The organism is uncultured Halopseudomonas sp. (genome assembly GCF_963977355.1).
In the GTDB taxonomy this organism is placed as follows: Bacteria; Pseudomonadota; Gammaproteobacteria; order Pseudomonadales; family Pseudomonadaceae; genus Halopseudomonas.
Genome location: NZ_CAXBOV010000002.1, coordinates 35,208 through 52,976, shown reverse-complemented (window position 1 = coordinate 52,976; position 17,769 = coordinate 35,208). Strand labels below are relative to the sequence as shown.

The 17,769-nt window shown below is 55.2% G+C and carries 17 protein-coding genes; 8 read left to right on the top strand and 9 right to left on the bottom strand.

What is annotated here, in order from left to right:
* Positions 1 to 58 precede the first annotated feature (58 nt).
* Together AAC076_RS01280 and AAC076_RS01275 are read right to left on the bottom strand one after the other, a co-directional pair.
* Complete coding sequence (locus tag AAC076_RS01280) at positions 59 to 1,504, bottom strand: EAL domain-containing protein (RefSeq protein ID WP_339842540.1); 1,446 nt, start codon at positions 1,502 to 1,504, stop codon at positions 59 to 61.
* Positions 1,505 to 1,601: 97 nt separating this feature from the next.
* Positions 1,602 to 2,357, bottom strand: coding sequence for an alpha/beta hydrolase (locus AAC076_RS01275; RefSeq protein ID WP_339842539.1), 756 nt, complete (start codon positions 2,355 to 2,357; stop codon positions 1,602 to 1,604).
* A gap of 257 nt (positions 2,358 to 2,614) precedes the next feature.
* On the opposite strand from AAC076_RS01275, the gene AAC076_RS01270 reads away from it, so the two are divergent.
* The 5 genes from AAC076_RS01270 (at position 2,615) to AAC076_RS01250 (ending at position 8,765) form a co-directional block, all read left to right on the top strand.
* Positions 2,615 to 3,421, top strand: coding sequence for an enoyl-CoA hydratase-related protein (locus AAC076_RS01270; RefSeq protein ID WP_339842538.1), 807 nt, complete (start codon positions 2,615 to 2,617; stop codon positions 3,419 to 3,421).
* An 86-nt stretch (positions 3,422 to 3,507) separates the two neighbouring features.
* The gene (locus AAC076_RS01265) at positions 3,508 to 5,235 is read left to right on the top strand and encodes a diguanylate cyclase (protein WP_339842537.1); all 1,728 of its coding nucleotides are present in this window, start codon (positions 3,508 to 3,510) and stop codon (positions 5,233 to 5,235) included.
* Positions 5,236 to 5,448: 213 nt separating this feature from the next.
* Positions 5,449 to 6,378 (top strand): dienelactone hydrolase family protein, encoded by a 930-nt coding sequence (locus tag AAC076_RS01260; protein ID WP_339842536.1) that lies wholly within the window; start codon positions 5,449 to 5,451, stop codon positions 6,376 to 6,378.
* A gap of 187 nt (positions 6,379 to 6,565) precedes the next feature.
* A complete protein-coding gene (locus AAC076_RS01255) occupies positions 6,566 to 7,348 on the top strand; it encodes an SDR family oxidoreductase (protein WP_339842535.1) in 783 nt (260 codons plus the stop codon).
* Between the two features lie 145 nt (positions 7,349 to 7,493).
* A complete protein-coding gene (locus tag AAC076_RS01250) occupies positions 7,494 to 8,765 on the top strand; it encodes a cation:proton antiporter (RefSeq protein WP_339842534.1) in 1,272 nt (423 codons plus the stop codon).
* A 47-nt stretch (positions 8,766 to 8,812) separates the two neighbouring features.
* Here the strand turns inward: AAC076_RS01250 and AAC076_RS01245 are convergent, their stop codons facing one another.
* On the bottom strand, positions 8,813 to 9,208 hold the full coding sequence (locus tag AAC076_RS01245) for a hypothetical protein (protein ID WP_339842533.1): 396 nt from the start codon (positions 9,206 to 9,208) through the stop codon (positions 8,813 to 8,815).
* Positions 9,209 to 9,305: 97 nt separating this feature from the next.
* Positions 9,306 to 10,673 (bottom strand): nucleotide 5'-monophosphate nucleosidase PpnN, encoded by a 1,368-nt coding sequence (gene ppnN, locus AAC076_RS01240; protein ID WP_339842532.1) that lies wholly within the window; start codon positions 10,671 to 10,673, stop codon positions 9,306 to 9,308.
* 365 nt (positions 10,674 to 11,038) lie between these two features.
* Between ppnN and AAC076_RS01235 the strand changes: the two genes are divergently transcribed.
* Positions 11,039 to 11,587: a PRC-barrel domain-containing protein gene (locus tag AAC076_RS01235; RefSeq protein ID WP_339842531.1), complete on the top strand. Its 549-nt coding sequence runs from the start codon at positions 11,039 to 11,041 to the stop codon at positions 11,585 to 11,587.
* Positions 11,588 to 11,735: 148 nt separating this feature from the next.
* On the top strand, positions 11,736 to 13,145 hold the full coding sequence (locus tag AAC076_RS01230) for a dihydrolipoyl dehydrogenase (protein WP_339842530.1): 1,410 nt from the start codon (positions 11,736 to 11,738) through the stop codon (positions 13,143 to 13,145).
* A gap of 18 nt (positions 13,146 to 13,163) precedes the next feature.
* On the opposite strand, the gene arsJ is transcribed toward AAC076_RS01230, so the two are convergent.
* The 5 genes from arsJ to AAC076_RS01205 form a co-directional block, all read right to left on the bottom strand.
* Entirely contained in the window at positions 13,164 to 14,390 is a 1,227-nt protein-coding gene (arsJ, locus tag AAC076_RS01225) for an organoarsenical effux MFS transporter ArsJ (RefSeq protein ID WP_339842644.1), read from the bottom strand.
* A 20-nt stretch (positions 14,391 to 14,410) separates the two neighbouring features.
* A complete protein-coding gene (locus AAC076_RS01220) occupies positions 14,411 to 15,415 on the bottom strand; it encodes an ArsJ-associated glyceraldehyde-3-phosphate dehydrogenase (protein WP_339842529.1) in 1,005 nt (334 codons plus the stop codon).
* Positions 15,416 to 15,450: 35 nt separating this feature from the next.
* Positions 15,451 to 15,846 (bottom strand): metalloregulator ArsR/SmtB family transcription factor, encoded by a 396-nt coding sequence (locus tag AAC076_RS01215; protein ID WP_339842528.1) that lies wholly within the window; start codon positions 15,844 to 15,846, stop codon positions 15,451 to 15,453.
* Between the two features lie 67 nt (positions 15,847 to 15,913).
* Positions 15,914 to 16,822, bottom strand: a complete 909-nt coding sequence (locus tag AAC076_RS01210; protein WP_339842527.1) for a CHAD domain-containing protein — start codon at positions 16,820 to 16,822, stop codon at positions 15,914 to 15,916.
* Positions 16,823 to 17,080: 258 nt separating this feature from the next.
* Positions 17,081 to 17,356, bottom strand: coding sequence for a hypothetical protein (locus tag AAC076_RS01205; protein ID WP_339842526.1), 276 nt, complete (start codon positions 17,354 to 17,356; stop codon positions 17,081 to 17,083).
* A 105-nt stretch (positions 17,357 to 17,461) separates the two neighbouring features.
* Here AAC076_RS01205 and AAC076_RS01200 point away from each other — a divergent pair, with 105 nt between their 5' ends.
* Positions 17,462 to 17,743: a peptidylprolyl isomerase gene (locus AAC076_RS01200; RefSeq protein WP_339842525.1), complete on the top strand. Its 282-nt coding sequence runs from the start codon at positions 17,462 to 17,464 to the stop codon at positions 17,741 to 17,743.
* The last annotated feature ends 26 nt before the right edge of the window (positions 17,744 to 17,769 follow it).

Sequence of the window (17,769 nt, the reverse complement as noted above, 5' to 3'; positions counted from 1 at the left end):
TTGTTGCGAACAGCAAGATCTGGATTTTGCGGCGAAGGCTAAGACCAAGAACTCGCATTCAGGCGGTTTTAGCGCAGGCCAGTTTGCCCACAAAGTCCTTCGCAGGAAGTGGATGTCCTAACAGGTAGCCCTGAAGCACATCACAATTCATCGACGCCAGGAACGACCTCTGCTCTGGTGTTTCGATGCCCTCGGCCACAATGCGCAAACCCAGAGCCTGCCCAAATTGAACCAGCGCCGAGATGACCGCCCTGTCACGTGGGCCATGTTGCAGTCCATTGACGAAGCCGCGCGCCGTCTTCAGTTCTTTGACCGGCAGGTCTTTCAGATGCAACAGGCTTGACTGACCAGAACCAAAATCATCAAGAGACACATCCACGCCCAAGTCAGCAAGGGCATGCAGGACGTCGATGTTGGCGCCGAGCTCACGCAGGGCCATGATCTCGGTTATTTCGATGATCAGGCTCCCCGCCGGCAGGGCATTGTCTTCCAAAGCCGATTTTACGCTATCGACAAACCCCACCTGCGAAAGCTGCATCGCCGATACATTCACAGCGATGCACCAGTCGGTATAGCCTTCGGAGCGCCAGATTCCCATCTGCTCACACGCTTGCTGCAGCACCCATCTGTCGATCTCGACAATCAGGCCCGACTGTTCGGCCAGACTGATAAAAACGCTTGGCGCAAGCAGTCCGCGGGCGGGGTGATGCCAGCGCAGCAGCGCCTCGGCGCCCACCACGTGCCCGCCCCTGCCAGCAAATTTAGGCTGATAATACAGCTCGAACTGCTCTTGCTGCAGCGCACGCCGCAGGTCCTGCAATAAATGCAGTTGATCAACTGCTTCAGCGTTCATGGCGGAGTCGAAAAAGCTGAATGCATTTTTGCCATTGACCTTGGCGTGATACATCGCTGCATCAGCGTTGGTCAGCAACGTCTGTTGATCAGAACCGTCAGTTGGATACATGGCGATACCCAGGCTGGTCGTCAGATGCAACGCGTGTTCGAAAACCTGAAAGGGGCTCCTGATGAGCTTGGCGGTCAACTCAGCAATGCCCGCTGCGTCATCAACACTATCCACCTGTGCAAGCAGCACAAACTCATCACCCCCAACCCGTGCGACTGTATCGGAGGTGCGCAGGCGCTTGGTCAAACGCTGTCCGACCTGCCTGAGGAGCTCATCCCCAACACGGTGACCAAAGCGATCATTGATTGCTTTGAATCCGTCCAGATCGAGGAACATCAGAGTGAACATCCCATTCAGGCGGCTGCTTTTGTTGATGCTTTGCTCGATTCGATCTTCAAGCAGCAGGCGATTTGGCAATTTGGTCAGGGTGTCATGCAGCGCCAGGTGCGTAAGCTCTTTGGTGGACCGCCTCATGGCACCGCCAAGCAGTTCCTGATCAGAGCTGACGCTTTTATCAAGTAGCGTAGTAACCACTGCTATGCCCAGGGTAAACAGGGCCAGAACCAGTAACGCGGTGGTCAGATCGTAGCTACCAATCAAAATGATTCCTCGGTCAGTGTAAAGTCGGTATGAGCCCTTTAATTACTTCGGTAGGTTTAATCGCCACATCACCGAAACCCTGACCACGCCTAGTTAACTAGTTAATAAAATCCACAATTGCGTTCTGGAAACTCGGCTTGATCAGTACAGTGCTGTGATCGCCAGAGACAATCTTAAGTTCCGCACCATTTATCGCCTTTTGCAGCTTACCCGGCTGTTTGGCGAAAGGATCCTTGTCACCTGCGACAATCAGCGTCGGCGCGGTAATCTGCTCCAGCGGGATCTGCTTTGAGTGGAACGCGAGGGCCTGCGCGGCCATTGCCTTGCGGTCAGCCAGTACCATATCAGCCAATAGTCGAAAGCCTGCCAGTGTGGGGTTGCGAATACCCCAGCGGCTGCCCAACATGGCCCCAGCCAATGCTTTTTTCCCTTGGTTACGACTCGGACTATCGAGATGCAGGATATCGCCACCCACACCACCGGCAACCAACCGATGAATCCGCGACTCCTGAGTCGCGGCCAATAGCGCGACCGTCGCGCCCATTGAGTAGCCAACAAGATCGACCTGATGCAGACCCAGCTCATCCAGCAGACACGCCAGATCCTTGACCATCAGCGACTCACCGTATGCATTGGGATCATGGGGCTTACCTGACCGACCATGCCCCCTGGCGTCAAAGGTGATCACATACCTTCCGGACCGGGTCAGACGCCGGACGATACCGGGAATGACCCAGTTCACCCGCGAGTTGGCCACGTAGCCATGATGCAGCACTACCGGCGGCTGATCCGATTGGCGCCCCCATGTCTGGTAGTAGATATCTACCCCATCAAACGTCTTGAATCTGCCCATAAGATCCTCCGCTGGAGTGTTTGGAATATCGGTTCCAGTATTCAGCTGTGACAACCCTGATTCAAATTAGTTTTGTGTGTTTTTTTGATACAGAGATAACTTATGGATCGGAGACCACCCCATGAACGCTATCGAACTTCTCAAGGCAAAGGCTTGATCTGCAACCGGCCTGACCTGCTGTTGGCATGTGCCGGGGCGGATGCCATGCGGGGTGGGAGCTTGTATATTAAGGCCATGTTTTCTAACAAGGATTTTCCATGACCACCCCAAGCTCCAACGGCATCGTTCTGGCCGAAACATATGGCGCCACCCGCGTTTTGACACTTAACCGGCCAGATAAACGCAACGCGCTGGAAACAGCCACCTACATTCTGATGGAAAAATATATAGACGAGGGGCTGGCTGATCCGCAGATTGCGAACTTTGTTCTTAGGGGTGCGGGGGAGTTCTTTTGTTCAGGTGGCGACTTGCGCTCCCTTGAAACCCGCGCCGCTTTGCCTGTCGAGGAGCGGGCTGCGCTGATCCAGCGCCTGCATGACCTGGTCATCAAGCTCAAGTTCTGCCCAAAACCTGTAATCGCGGCAATCGAGGGCGGGGCAGCTGGGGCTGGGGCCTCACTGGCATTTGCCGCTGATATGATCGTCGCCGCGCAGGGAAGCTATATATCAATGGCTTACGTCAAGGCTGGCCTGGTGCCCGATGGTGGAGGCTCGGCGTTCCTCGCGCTATCACTGCCACACCAGTTGGCCGCGGAGATGGCCTTGCTCGGCGGTCGATTGCCAGTGGAACGCTTTGCCCAGGCGGGCGTGGTAAATCGTGTCGTGAAACCGGGTACCGCTCTCGAAATTGCATTGGAGCTGGGTAAACAAATGGCTGAGGTCGCACGCGAATCGCAAAGCGCTATCCTGCAGCTACTTGATGGCCCTGACCGGGAAACATTCGAGCGCCAACTGGATCGAGAGAAAGCCCTCATGGCAAAGGCCCTTGGCGCTCCGGAAGCTGCGGAGGGCATAGCTGCGTTCAAGGAAAAACGCGCGCCGGCCTTTACGCAAAATGCTGACTAAATAGTCTCAGACCAAGCCATTGAGCTTGGTCTTGGACGGCTTCTTGGTTACCATGCAGTAGCTTTCAACACTCTAGCGGCACGTAGATGGATCTACATTACAGACAATTATTCCTCCTGCTGGTGTTTCTGCTCCACGCAACCGGCGTCCTGGCGGAGTCACGCGTCGTAATTGACCAGCCTGACGTCAGCCTCACCGACTTCCGCATGGGCTATTTGATTGATGACGCCCAGTCACTGACGTACACCGACGTACGTAATGAATCTTTTACCGAGACCGGTAACCGTACCACCTTGGGTACCAGTGCCAGAGTGACCTGGTTCAAGGTCATTCTTGATAATACGTCAGCCCAGGAACGGGAACTCTACGTTCATCTGCCCCATGCCTATCACGTCAAATCAGTCGGGTTCTTTGAAGAACGCAATGGTCAGCTGACAAACAGTCAGAAACTGGATATGGACCATGCTGACGAAGACGGTCTGATGTACCGTGGCATTGGGGTTTATCCCATCAGCCTTTCGGCTGGGGAAGTCGCAACGCTTTACTTACGCAGCCATTCCTTTTCCCACCAATGGTTTGCCGTCGAGGTCCTTGATCTTGAGGCATCCAGGCGCGCGTTGATCAGTATCAATACCGACATTGCGTTGCTGGTTGGAATGATGCTTGCTCTGGGCTTCTACAACGGCCTGTTGTATTTCGCTTCAAGCAAGAAAGAGAACATCTTTTACTCGTTTTATCTGCTTTCCGGACTGGTCTGGATTGCATTGTCCTACGGTCTGATCGCGAGCGTATTTGATGTATACGGCACCGCGGTGTTCAAACTGAATATCTCATTGATCACCATGCCGATCTTTCTGATGCTGTTCATGATGGCGGTCTTCGAAACACGCAAGTTCTACCCCACCGAACACCGGATTCTCCAGATACTGCTGGCTGTGCTGATCGGTGTGCTGGTCTGGGGCATGTTCGATATCTCCGCCGCGCTGAAACCCGCGAGCACGCTGGCTGCGATAATGATGGCAGTAACCTATTCGGTGAGTATTTCGTTGTATCGCAAGGGTAACCCGCTGGTGAAGTACTTCCTGGTGGGGCACACCTTCTTTGTGGTGTTCAACGGTTTTGCGGTGCTGTTCTACAAAGGACTTGTGGAACCCAGTTATCTCAGCAGCCATGGTGTAGGCATCGGCATAATGCTCGAGGCGCTGACCCTGGCGTTCATCATCTCCTACCGGATAAAGATACTGGAGGATATTCGAGCCTCTCAGGACGAACTCAAGAAACAGGCAGCAACGGATCCGCTTACCCGCTTGTACAATCGCCGGTTCTTTGTCTCCGAGGCCGATTATCTGCTTGAATTGGCCAAAAGCAGCAACACGCCCCTTTCCGTGATGGTGATCGATATAGATCACTTCAAGCGGGTGAATGATACCCATGGTCACGGAGTTGGTGATCTGGTCATCGTCAGCATGGCTCAGACACTGAAAAAATTCAGTCGCTCCAAGGATCTCGTTGCGCGTTTCGGAGGCGAAGAGTTTGTCATGTTGTTGCCCGAAACGGCTCTGGAGGAGGCAACCGGCTGTGCTGAGCGCATCCGCGTAGCAATCGAAAACCTCCAGACCCCCTTTGAAGGCGGGGAAATCAATTGCACCATCAGCCTGGGAGTCGCCGCGATAGATGTTCGCAACGAAAGCATCGAGTCTGCCCTCAACCGGGCCGACAAAGCGCTTTATCAGGCCAAAAATACCGGTCGAAATCGCATATGTACTCACCAACAGAACGGCGACATCCATGGAGTGCCGGTCGTTTCAACCTGACCTCAACCGTACTAAGTGACATTATTCGAAAATATCTCGCAATCGCCCAAAAAGGTGTAATGGCTCTTTCTGTGGGCGATTTCTTATTTTAGAGCACAAATGGTTTCAACCATGACGGGCAAGGATTAAAACATGTCCGGTCAGTTGTCCTGCCCCCCCAAGCAGGCCGCTGCTCCATAGCTCTTAATAAGAATTTGCAAACCTGGAGTCACAATGAAGACAAAAACCTTCTCCCAGTCCGCCCTGTCGCTATTGGCCGCCGGTGCGTTAATGCTCTCCGCCAGCGCGATGGCGATGAATCCGACCCCTCCACCACCGACCAACCCTGGCCCTACGCCCGGTGAGCCCAGCCCTTTCCAGCGCGGCCCGAACCCAAGCGTTTCGTTTATTGAAGCATCCAGTGGTCCTTATTCGGTCCGCACCAGGAACGTGTCCAGCTTTTCCAGCGGGTTTGGTGGTGGCACTATCCATTACCCCACAGGCACCTCAGGCACCATGGCCGCAATTGTTGTGATTCCTGGTTTTGTGTCAGCTGAGTCGTCGATTGACTGGTGGGGTCCCAAGCTCGCCTCCCACGGTTTCGTAGTAATGACTATCGATACCAACACTGGCTTCGATCAGCCACCGAGCCGTGCACGTCAGATCAATAACGCTATGGACTACCTGCTCAATCAGAACAGCTCGCGCTTCAGCCCCGTCAGAGGCATGATCGACGAATCGCGCCTGGGTGTGATTGGCTGGTCGATGGGCGGCGGCGGCACTCTGCGTGTAGCAGAAGAAGGTCGTCTTGATGCTGCCATAGGGCTGGCACCATGGGACACCACCAACTTCCGTGATGTACGCACCCCAGCTCTGATCTTCGCCTGTGAATCAGATGTTATTGCGCCAGTATTTCAACACGCATCACCCTTCTATAATGAAATCCCGAACAGTACGCCCAAGGCGTTTGTCGAGATCAATGGCGGTAGCCACTACTGCGCCAACGGTGGCGGCGTCAATAACGACGTGCTGAGCCGATTCGGGGTGTCCTGGATGAAACTCCACCTGGATCAGGACGAACGCTACAGACAATTCCTGTGCGGCCCGAACCACGAGTCAGATCGCGACATCTCCGAGTATCGTGGCAACTGCTCCAACTACTAAGTAACACGTAACAGGCATCAGCCTCTGAATGCCGGATCCGGAAACGGGTCCGGCATTTTGCTGTCTGGCCTGCCAATACTGGTCATAACCGCAACCACGGTAATCTGATCAGCGTTTGTGACAGTGGCGGACAACCAGGTTCCAACGCGCTAGCCTGCAGCTTCTATCACAGCATTCGAGGCACAACATGACTCAGGCAGCAGGCAGGCAATCGATTTTTATCACCGGAGCGGCTTCAGGTATGGGCCGTGAGACGGCACGGCTTTTCTCCCAGCAAGGTTGGTTTGTCGGCGCAATGGATGTCGATGAGGCAGGCCTTGATGCATTGCAGGCAGAGCTGGGCACGGCCAATTGCCTGGTACATAAACTCGATGTAAGCGACAAGGTTCAGTTCGAAGCCGCGGTTACTGCGTTCTCTGACGCCACTGACGGCCGCATGGATATCCTGTTCAACAATGCTGGTATCGCCATGCGTGGCTTTTTCGATGAAATGCCCCTTGAGGATCAGCTGCGTATGATCCAGGTAAACCTTGTGGGCGTGCTCAACGGTATCTACACCGCGCTTCCTCTGCTCAAAGCCACGCCGAATGCGCTCTGTTTTACTACCTCGTCGTCCTCCGCCACCATGGGTATGCCACTGATTGCCGTATATGCCGCCACCAAGCACGCTGTGAAAGGTTTGACCGAAGCGCTTTCGAACGAGTTTCGCCGTTTCGACGTGCGCTGCGCCGACGTGTTACCCGGCCTGATCCGCACGGGCATGCCCTCTGACGACCTGCTGGAAAGCGCGCCACCCACCGGCGCCTTCAGGGTAATCGAAGCCATCGAAATCGCGCGCACAGTCTGGGAGGCGTATAGCTCTGAGACCCTGCACTGGTTCGTTCCGGCGGAACTGGCGGACCTGGACAAGGCTGCCGGCAACACTCCGGAGATCCTGCGCGACAAGCTGGGCAAACACATGCAGGTGTAGCGCGTCGACGCCTGTGCAGAGCGGCCATGAAAACAGGGTTTATTGCGCAGGGTCTGCACAGGCTTTACGGTGGAGTGTTAAACCCTGATCCTGGGGTCAATCGCATCTATTCGAATTTAATAGGTTAGCCACCAGATGTCCCCATATGCAGCAACTTGATATCGTATTCACCGTCATGGGACTCACCGTGGTGGGGATTGCCCTGATATCTTCGTTTGTTCACCGTAACCCCCTATCCGAAATTATGCTCGCAACCGCCGTTGGGGTTGCGGTAGGACCGTTCGGCCTCGCCTGGCTGGACCTCGCAAGCTGGGGCAAAGACTCCACAATATTAGAGCAAAGCTCGCGTCTGGCATTGGCTATAGGTCTGATGGGTGTAGCACTGAGAATCAAGCCCGCAAGCGTGACTGCATTGCTGCGCCCCGTCATGGTTATGATCACTCTTGGCATGCTGGGTATGTGGCTGGTGTCATCGGCGCTGGCAGGCTGGATTCTTGGTTTACCGTTATGGACAGCACTCCTTTTGGGAGCAGTGATAACGCCGACTGATCCCGTAGTAGCCAGTTCGATTGTCTCCGGCAACTTTGCCAACAGACACCTGCCCCTGAGGCTGCGCGACGGCTTGTCATTGGAGTCAGGAGCGAATGACGGGCTTGCATACCTGCTAGTCATGCTGCCTGTACTCATGCTCGGCCAGACATCGGATCAGGCCTGGTCGAGCTGGTGGATGGAGTCGCTGCTGATGGGCGTGGTATTGGCCGCCATAGCAGGCTGGCTTATTGGGCTCGCGGCAGCCAAACTTCTCAAGCTGGCCGAACACTACGAATTGGTCGAAACCACTTCGCTCCTGGGTTATACGCTGGCTTTCTCCATATTTACGCTGGGCGCTGTCACATTGCTGGGAGCCGATGCCATCGTTTCGGTCTTTGTTGCCGGACTGACCTTTAACGTTTGCAGTGATCGTAGAGAGGAACACGAAGAGGAAAAAATTCAGGAAGGTGTAGCAAAGCTGTTTACGTTACCCATGTTCGTTATCTTTGGTATCGCTTTGCCATTCGGGGACTGGGCAGCCCTTGGCTGGCCACTTTTAGCCCTGGCCACAGCGATTCTGATACTGCGTCGTGTGCCTGTGCTGTTGCTACTCTTCCCTCTCTTGCGGCCCTATTGGAACCGCCCTGATGCAAGTTTTCTGGGTTGGTTTGGGCCTATCGGAATTGCCGCAATCTATTACGCCAGTCTGGCAGAGAAACAAACTGGCGATCCGCTTTACTGGCATGTCACCAGCGCGCTGATACTAGCATCGGTGATATCCCACGGAGTCAGCGCCGCACCGCTGACTCGGTTGTATGGTCGGAACCTGAGCACATCTCCAACCAAAACACGTGGACTGCAAGGGAAAGTGGAGAAGAAAAAATAAAGAGTTGCCCGCCCGAAAATTGGAGCCAAAGAGCTTCACTTGCAAGCTTAGCTGCTGCTCTTCCCCTGATTTCCGGACCCGATTTCTGATTGCCGATCCGCCCGGGCCTCGTTACCCATTTGCGTGGAGTCTGGCATGCTTACATCTTGGCCTTCGAAGTCAGAGCTGTGAACCTCCGAGTCCATTGGCATATGGCTGTAACGTTCAATGTCGATGTGCACGCGGTCTTCATGCTCAACAGGCTCCGCCAATGTTTTCTTGAGTTCACATCGACCACTTGCACCCCGCGCCAGCACCATGGCACCAGCAGCAAACTGGAGGATGCCAAGCAGGCCGCCACGACGGACACCCTTGCCCAGAAGGACAAGGCCGCCCGCGACTGATGCGAATCGCTCAAAACCTTCGACGTTCAGTGGCTGATCGGACTTGGATGATTGCTGCATGGATACCTCTCCGTTTTTGTGTTCATGGTAAATGGACCCAATCCCACGCCAGGTGTTCCCGATACAGCCACATAGCCGCTGAGAACCTGCAAATTTTCTAGGCAACAACCCGGTAACAGGGTACGTATTCTGCGCCACCGGGTAATTTCATCCGGTGCTGCGCGACAAAGGCTTCCAGTAACTTGCCCAGGGGCTCGGTGATGGCCACATCACCATGTATTTGGTAGACGCCCTGCTCCTCGATCCGGCGAATGCCCTTGTCCTTCACATTCCCAGCCACGATACCCGAGAAGGCCCGGCGCAGATGGGCGGCCAGTTCGTGGGGCGGTAGATCGCGGCGCAGCTCCAGACTGGCCATATTGGCGTGTGTGGGATCGAACGGATACTGAAATCCTTCGTCGATCTTCAGCAACCAATTGAAGTGGTAGGCGTCATTTTGCGCACGTCTGAAGTCGGTGACCGTACGTAGGCCTTGCGCCATGGTGCGCGCGACGGACGACGGGTCATCGATAATGATTTCGTAGCGCTGCTGGGCCTGCTCACCAAGGGTAGCGCCTACGAAGGCATGCAGTTGCTGAAAATACGCCTCGGCGCTCCTTGGCCCGGTGAGAACCACAGGAAATGGCAGCGACTGGTTGTCTGGGTGCAATAGAATCCCCAGAAGATAAAGAAATTCCTCCGCGGTGCCGACGCCACCGGGAAAGATGATGATGCCGTGACCGACGCGCACGAAGGCCTCCAGACGCTTTTCTATATCCGGCAGAATAACCAGTTCGTTGACGATCGGGTTGGGTGCTTCAGCGGCGATAATGCCGGGCTCAGTCAATCCCAGGTAGCGTCCATTGTTGATTCGCTGCTTGGCATGAGCAATCGCAGCGCCCTTCATGGGCCCCTTCATGACTCCCGGGCCACACCCTGTGCATATATCCAGACTGCGAAGCCCAAGCTCATGCCCAACCTTCTTGGTGTATTTGTATTCTTCGGTACTGATCGAGTGACCGCCCCAGCAAACAACCATTTTTGGTTCCAGTCCCGGTTGCAGGGTCCGTGCGTTGCGCAGGAGGTGGAACACATAGTCGGTGATGCCCTGAGAGTTGGTCAGGTCAATGCGCGGACTACCCAGCTCACTCTCGGTATAAACCACGTCGCGCAAGGCACTGAACAGCATCTCGCGGGTGCTGGCAATCATCTCACCGTCAACAAATGCATCGGCAGGCGCGTTGATCAATTCAAGCCTGACCCCCCGCTCCTGCTGATGAATCTTGACGTCGAAATCCTCATAGGCCTCAAGAATGGCCTTGGCGTTGTCGATCTGGACACCGGTATTGAGAATCGCCAATGCGCATTGGCGGAACAACTGATATGTGCTCCCTGAGCCCGCTGCGCTCAGTTGCTGAACTTCGATCTGTGACAGTGTTTCAAGGGTGCCCTTGGGGCTGACTGATACGTTTATTACGTTGCGCATTCGTGATTCCGACCTATGAATATGAACCCCATCTTAGCAGTCCGGTGGGACTCGCGGGAAAACCCCATGAGAGCGGGTTATGGGATCCCCAGGAGTCTTTCCCCTCGCTCCTGCAGAAGGGTACATATGAAATCCAATGGAATTTTTTCGTTCAGATGCCGTCACAGTGTTGCCGTTATGTGAATTCCGGTATGGCTTCAGGATCAGAACTGCTCCTTGTGAGCGTGACCTGATTCCACTGACAACATAGGGTTTGAATGAGCGGCGCTTGGAGGTTCGTTCACCATACAGGTTGAACCACAAGCACAGATCGCAGTCCCAACTGAGGCTGAAGATCATTATAAAAGCAATTGAGGAGACTATTTATGACTACACATACAATGCGCAAACTGGGTATTCCACTGTTGGCTGGCGCCATGGGCCTTAGCTTTTCGGCCATCGCCGATGACCACAACATGAACGCACAGGGCCTCTACTCCTCGAAAGACCTCCTCGGGGCTGAAGTGTTTGACGCCAATGGCGACGAAGTAGGTAATGTCGAAGATATTCTGTTGAGCAACGATATGGGCCTGTACTCCATTGTCGTACAAACCAACGAATTTCTAGGTATCGGCGAGCGCGACGTAATCGTTCAGCGCGGCAATTTCACCGTTCGCTCAGTTGACGAGAGCCCGATGTTTGGCAACGTCAATTATAACGTCCATGTGACCTCAGCTGGTGAAGAGCTGAAGGGCTTCTCCGAATACAGTGAAGAGTGGTGGAACGAGACCCAGACTGAATTGAACCAGGCCTGGGAAAGCACCAAGGATACAACTGAAAGCGCTTGGGAGAGCACCAAGCAGGCCACTGCCTCAGCCTGGTACCAGACCAAGCAGGCAGTGCAAATGGAAGACGATATGGCCGACGAAGAGTGATCGCGCCATCTGAGCGATAATACTGTCCCGCGGGGCAGTATCCTATGCGCTCGACAAGCCGCTTGCCGGACACGTCCGCTGGCGGTTTTTTTGTGCCTGGGATTCACAGATCGCCTAGGATGGAAGAAATACCTTTCCTGGAGGACGCATGGCTGCACATTGGGATGTCATTATTATCGGGGCCGGCACAGCCGGGCTGGCGGCGCTACGCGAAGTATCCAAAGAGACCGACAAGGTACTCATGATCAACGCCGGTGCCTACGGCACCACCTGCGCGCGGGTAGGCTGTATGCCGTCAAAAGTACTGATAGAGTCAGCAAGAGCGCTGAATGCCTGCAACAAGCTGCAGGGTTTTGGTATTCGCGGGGGGCAGCATGTGGCTGCTGATATTCCAGCCATGCTGCAACATGTGAGAGAGCTTCGTGATCACTTTGTCAGTGGCACCCTGAAAGCCACAGATAATCTGGGCAAGCGCAGCATTCCGGGCCTGGCCCGACTGGTTGGACCACAAACGGTGGAGGTTGAGGGTGAGACGCACCATGCCGAGCGCATCATCCTGGCCACAGGCTCACGTCCGGTTATGCCTGAATCCTGGAAGGCGCTAGGTGACCGGGTTTTGACTACAGACACTTTTTTCGAGCAGGTCAGTCTTCCCCAGCGCATGGCCGTTATTGGCCTGGGCCCAATCGGGCTGGAAATGGCACAAGCCATGGCCTATCTGGGCATCGAAGTACATGCCTTTGACAGAAACGCCAGCCTGGCCGGGATAAGTGATCCCGAAGTGAACAAGACACTGAGGGCAGCCCTTGAGAAGGATTTCAGTATTCACACCGGTGAGGATGTAGCCTTGCATTCCGATGGCGATGGGGTGCGCGTCGAAGCGGGAGAGTTCAGTGTCGTTGTGGACCGTGTGCTGGTGGCCGTCGGCCGGCAACCTAACATCGACAGTCTCAATCTGGCATCCCTTGGCGTCCCCCTCGATGACCACGGCATGCCCCCTTTTGACGCCACCACAACGCAAATCAGCGATCTACCAGTCTATATAGCTGGAGACGCCAACCATCATGCGCCGATCCTGCACGAAGCTGCCGATGAGGGTTACATCGCAGCGCATAACGCGATGGCTGAAAAGCCAACGGCGTTTCCACGGCGCACGCCGATGGGAATGGTATTCATCGAACCTGGAGTGGCCTTCGTTGGACAAAGATTTGCGGAGCTGGATGCAGATGCAATTATCGGTGAAGCGAGTTTCGCTCATCAGGGCCGTGCCGTGGCGGCGCAACGCAACCAGGGGCTGATGCGCGTTTACGCCAGTGGAAAGGACGCAGTACTGGTGGGTGCCGAAATGTGCGTTCCGGCTGCAGAACATATGGCGCACCTTCTGGCCTTGGCAATCAGTGAGAAGCTTACGGTGCAACAGGTGCTGCGCATGCCCTTCTACCACCCCGTGCTGGAAGAGGGCCTGCGCAGCGCCCTGCGGGCAATTGCCAAACAGGTGCCCTGCAACGACGCCGACCTCGCCAAATGCGGGGAGTTCAGAATCCAGGCTCTGGATTGATCTGCAACAAAGGCGGCTTTAATGCCTGATCAGTTCATGGGATCGGGGCAGGCCCATGGAAATCAGCGCAGCCACTGCCACAAAGGCGCTGGACACCCAAAGACAGGCCTGCAGTCCGTAGGCCTGATACACCCAACCCGACAGCACAGTGCCTATCAGACGACCCATCGCATTGGACATGTAGTAAAAGCCGACATCCAGCGAGACACCGTCAGCCTTGGCGTAGCTGACGATCAAGTAGCTGTGCAGTGATGAATTGACAGCAAACACCACGCCGAACACCAGCAGACCAATGACGACGACCGCCTGTGTCGGCCATTGGGTATCCATGCCCAGAGCGATCGCAGCAGGCAGACCGGCAAGCAAAAGAGCCCAGAACATCGCAACACGTCCATCCGGTACACGACCGTCCTTGCGGCGGGTAATCAATGGCGCCGCCGATTGCACAATGCCGTAGCCGATGACCCATGTGGCCATAAAGCCGCCAACCAGCCAGAAACTCCAGCCAAAGGTGCTGCTCAAGTAGACCGGCAAGGCGATAACGAACCAGACGTCTCGGGCGCCAAACAGAAACATGCGGGCGGCAGACAGGATATTGATCGCCCGACTCTTGGACAGTAATTCGCGAAATTTCGGCTTGGCACTGGCCTTGCCCAGATCTTTTTTGAGCATGATGATGCTGAACAACCAGATACACGCCAACGCTCCGGCCATGATCAACATAGCCCCGCGGAATCCTGCAGTCGCCAGCAGCAGTCCACCGAGGAAAAAACCAACACCCTTGAGCGCATTCTTGGAGCCGGTCAGTATCGCAACCCACTTGTACAGAGTGCCCTGCTGATTACCCGGCACCAGTAGCTTGATGGAGCTCTTCGCCGACATCTTGTTCAGATCCTTGGCAACCCCCGATAAAGCCTGGGCGCCCATGACCAGAGGAATACTCAGCCAGGCGGAAGGCACAGTCAGCAAGACAAGCGCAATAACCTGGATCGCCAAGCCGATATTCATCGTTCGGTTAAGCCCTACCCTGGCCCCCAGATACCCGCCTATCAGATTGGTGATAACACCGAATATCTCGTAAAACAGAAACAGCGCAGCAATCTCCAGCGGCGCGTAACCCAGGGTATGAAAATGCAGCACCACGAGCATGCGCAATGCGCCATCGGTCAGAGTGAATGCCCAATAGTTTCCCGTGACCAGCAGGTACTGACGTACCTGGGGACTGAGTGCCGCCAATACTTTAATCACTTCCCGGCTCCTGCGTGTCAGTTGGCAGAGCCCACCAGCCTGGCCAGTTCAACAGTACGATTGGCGTAACCCCACTCATTGTCATACCAGGCATAAATTTTCACCTGGGTACCATTGATGACCATGGTTGACAGCGCGTCGACAATCGAAGAACGCGGATCGGTTCGGTAATCGATCGATACCAGAGGACGCTCCTCGTAGCCGAGAATACCCTTGAGCGGACCAGAGGCAGCAGTCTTGAAAAGTTGATTGACCTCTTCCACTGTTGTTGCCTGCTCGACTTCGAATACGCAATCGGTCAGCGAGGCGTTAGCCAAGGGCACACGCACCGCATGACCATTGATGCGTCCCTTTAGCTCAGGAAAGATCTCGGCGATAGCCGAAGCTGAGCCGGTCGACGTCGGAATCAGGCTCATTCCGCAGGCCCGCGCCCGGCGAAGGTCCTTGTGCGGCTGGTCGAGAATACTTTGCGTATTGGTAACGTCGTGAATAGTGGTGATGGAGCCATGCCGAATCTTCAGGTTCTCGTGAATCACCTTGACTACCGGCGCCAGACAATTGGTGGTACAGGAAGCGGCGGTAACAATACGATGTTTACTTGCATCGAACAGGTGCTCATTGACGCCGATGACCACGTTCAACGCACCAGCCTCTTTGACCGGAGCACTGACCACTACGCGCTTGACCCCCTGATCCAGGTAGGCCTGCAGCACGGCAATTGTTTTCATCTTGCCACTGGCTTCAATGACCACATCACAACCAGACCAGTCAGTATCTGCGATGGTCCTATTGGCCGTCAGCTTCAGACGTTGGCCATCCACCAATAGATCATTGCCGTCGCTACTCGCTTCATGCAGCCAGCGCCCATGGACGGAATCGAAATTGAGCAGATGGGCGTGTGTCGCAGCGTCGCCGGCCGGATCGTTTATTTGCACGAACTCCAGTTCAGGCCAATCCCATGCTGCCCGTAATGCCAGGCGACCGATGCGACCAAAACCGTTAATACCTACCTTGATGCTCATATTGATTCCTCCGGGTGAACGGGGTCAGAAATAGTTCAGCAGCCGCGAATAGCACAGACGTCTGCACGGTCGGGACGGCCGGCCATCTTCGCCAGACGCCTGCTGTTCTCCTCCAGCCACTGCTGGTTTGCTTCCATGACGGGGATCAACATGGCCAGTACCCACTCCGGCAAATCAGGATGGAGACGGTAGTACACCCACTGTCCGCGCCGCTCATCCTCCAGCACACCGCAGGTGCGGAGTTGAGCGAGATGACGGGATATTTTCGGCTGACTCTCGTTCAAGGCTGCGGTGAGCTCACATACGCACAGTTCGCCCTCACGGGCGATCAGCAATGCCATTCTGGCCCGAATATCGTCGGCCAGGCACTTGAATAAAATCGTGGGAGTGAGCCCCTCGCTGACATCTGCAAGCGCCATTTTCTCTGACATGCTAGCTATCCATTAATATATGCGTTTTTCTGAATATACGGTAAATCATATATTAAATAAACTGCGCTCACCCCTTTTCTTTTCGTGCCAGCTCCCAATAGCGGCCCCACCGTTTGCACAGCGCAGCGGGTGACTCTGCGTATAAACGTTGCCCAAGCCTGAATGCCTCACGCTGCAGGTGATCGCGCCGTTGGCCGACGATTGTCAGTAGCTCGTCGCGCTGACTGGCTGAGCCAAAAAGCGTTGGCTCCTTATTCAGCAAGGTTTGCAGAATAGAAAGGTCGTGATCCTGGCCCAGCAGGTCAGCCAGATCCTCTAGCAATGCTGTTCTGACCTCCATTGCTGCCGGCCAGGCGGAGGTCAGTAACCGAGTGTGATACCAGTGATCCTTTACGCGCTTACGCCAGTCATGCAGTTGTACATCCGAGACAGCACCGCAGGCTGCATGCAGCATTTTGCGGCCATCCGCAGCAGTATCTGTCAGGCCCTTGGCAATAAGAGCAAATGCCTTGCCGGTCAGAGGCCAAGCTCTGACCGCATCCTCCGCCTGTGCCAGATCCTCAATGACTTCGTTGATAATCTGATGCGCCGCCTCGACCGTCTCGCCGCCATCTTGCCCACGGATAACCAGGCGTTCACGCACCTCGCGCTTTTCCTGCGTGGCGAAGCGCTCTGGCTCGGCCGCGGCAAGGACATCCCATATTTCGATCAGAGCGCCGGCGTCGCGCATGCCCGACAATTTACGATTGATGTCGCGTAACCGACGATCTTCCCGCTTGAATGCCTTGCCGAGCGGTTCGCGCACCAGCCGCACCAGCGCTCGAACTTCCTTGAGGCGCTTGCGTGCCTGGTGGATTCCGCGGGCGCGCTCTTCCAACGGTAGCAATAGCGACTTGCGCGCCTTGTGCAAACGTTCCAACGCCACATCGCGGACTTGCTTGCTCGCTGACTTGTGGGGCTTGATCCGATAGGCCATAAACAATACCTGAGGGGTGCTGAACAGTAGCGACGCAAACAGCCGCCGCGTTGCTTTATGAAAGGCGCCCTTACCTCGACGAGCCAGGAAAGCCTGACACTTGAAATATAGCTTATAAGCTCAACGGGGCGCGACAGATGGCCTGGGTAAATTCATGCTGAATTACTGCAAGCCAGCAACCCAGGACCTGAACGAAAAGTCCGTGAAGCCATCATTCTCCCTTTCGCCAGGCGCTGCTCAGCGCGTTGAGTCGAGTGATTACTGACGCCGCTGGAGCTTGTCATACCCTGGGCGTGTGATAAGCACCAGATTGACGGTAGTGGCATATATCTGGCCACTGGCTTTCAGGGATTCGATCAGACGCGGATGCTCTGCAGCCGGTAAATAGACGTAATCATGCCCCTCCTCCAACTCATGACGGCCGGCCTTGAAAAGCCTGAAGGCAGTGCCCTTGGGGAACTGGTTGAGATTATCGATCTGACAGAAACTCAGGGTTTCGATACCGGCATGAACAATAGGGTCGTTACGGGACATGCATCCCTCGATAGCAGTGTGAACCTGTGGTTATGATCTTCAGTGCTTCCGGGCAACGGCCAATTGCGGTAACCTCCCGCCCTTCAATCACAGGAGCACATACCCATGCCCAAAGCCAGCGCACGCCACATTCTCGTAGCTAGTGAAGACAAGTGCAACGAACTCAAGAGCGCCATTGAAGGCGGAGCCGATTTTGCAAAAGTTGCGAAGGACAACTCCACTTGCCCATCAGGCCGCCAGGGCGGTGACCTAGGTACTTTCGGACCAGGCCAGATGGTCAAGGAATTCGATACAGTGGTGTTCAGCGCACCCATCAATGTTGTACAGGGACCGGTGAAGACCCAGTTCGGGTATCACCTGCTGGAAGTAACCAGCCGTCAGGATTGATCCTGCTGCCCGGCCTTCGATGGCCG

Bases quoted from the DNA above. Each gene is read 5' to 3' on its own strand.
- AAC076_RS01255 (WP_339842535.1), top strand. From the start codon at position 6,566: ATGACTCAGGCAGCAGGCAGGCAATCGATTTTTATCACCGGAGCGGCT.
- AAC076_RS01260 (WP_339842536.1), top strand. From the start codon at position 5,449: ATGAAGACAAAAACCTTCTCCCAGTCCGCCCTGTCGCTATTGGCCGCC.
- AAC076_RS01245 (WP_339842533.1), bottom strand. From the start codon at position 9,208: ATGCAGCAATCATCCAAGTCCGATCAGCCACTGAACGTCGAAGGTTTT.
- AAC076_RS01265 (WP_339842537.1), top strand. From the start codon at position 3,508: ATGGATCTACATTACAGACAATTATTCCTCCTGCTGGTGTTTCTGCTC.
- AAC076_RS01205 (WP_339842526.1), bottom strand. From the start codon at position 17,356: ATGTCCCGTAACGACCCTATTGTTCATGCCGGTATCGAAACCCTGAGT.
- AAC076_RS01250 (WP_339842534.1), top strand. From the start codon at position 7,494: ATGCAGCAACTTGATATCGTATTCACCGTCATGGGACTCACCGTGGTG.
- AAC076_RS01210 (WP_339842527.1), bottom strand. From the start codon at position 16,822: ATGGCCTATCGGATCAAGCCCCACAAGTCAGCGAGCAAGCAAGTCCGC.
- AAC076_RS01220 (WP_339842529.1), bottom strand. From the start codon at position 15,415: ATGAGCATCAAGGTAGGTATTAACGGTTTTGGTCGCATCGGTCGCCTG.
- AAC076_RS01215 (WP_339842528.1), bottom strand. From the start codon at position 15,846: ATGTCAGAGAAAATGGCGCTTGCAGATGTCAGCGAGGGGCTCACTCCC.
- AAC076_RS01235 (WP_339842531.1), top strand. From the start codon at position 11,039: ATGACTACACATACAATGCGCAAACTGGGTATTCCACTGTTGGCTGGC.
- AAC076_RS01200 (WP_339842525.1), top strand. From the start codon at position 17,462: ATGCCCAAAGCCAGCGCACGCCACATTCTCGTAGCTAGTGAAGACAAG.
- AAC076_RS01270 (WP_339842538.1), top strand. From the start codon at position 2,615: ATGACCACCCCAAGCTCCAACGGCATCGTTCTGGCCGAAACATATGGC.
- AAC076_RS01230 (WP_339842530.1), top strand. From the start codon at position 11,736: ATGGCTGCACATTGGGATGTCATTATTATCGGGGCCGGCACAGCCGGG.
- ppnN (WP_339842532.1), bottom strand. From the start codon at position 10,673: ATGCGCAACGTAATAAACGTATCAGTCAGCCCCAAGGGCACCCTTGAA.
- AAC076_RS01275 (WP_339842539.1), bottom strand. From the start codon at position 2,357: ATGGGCAGATTCAAGACGTTTGATGGGGTAGATATCTACTACCAGACA.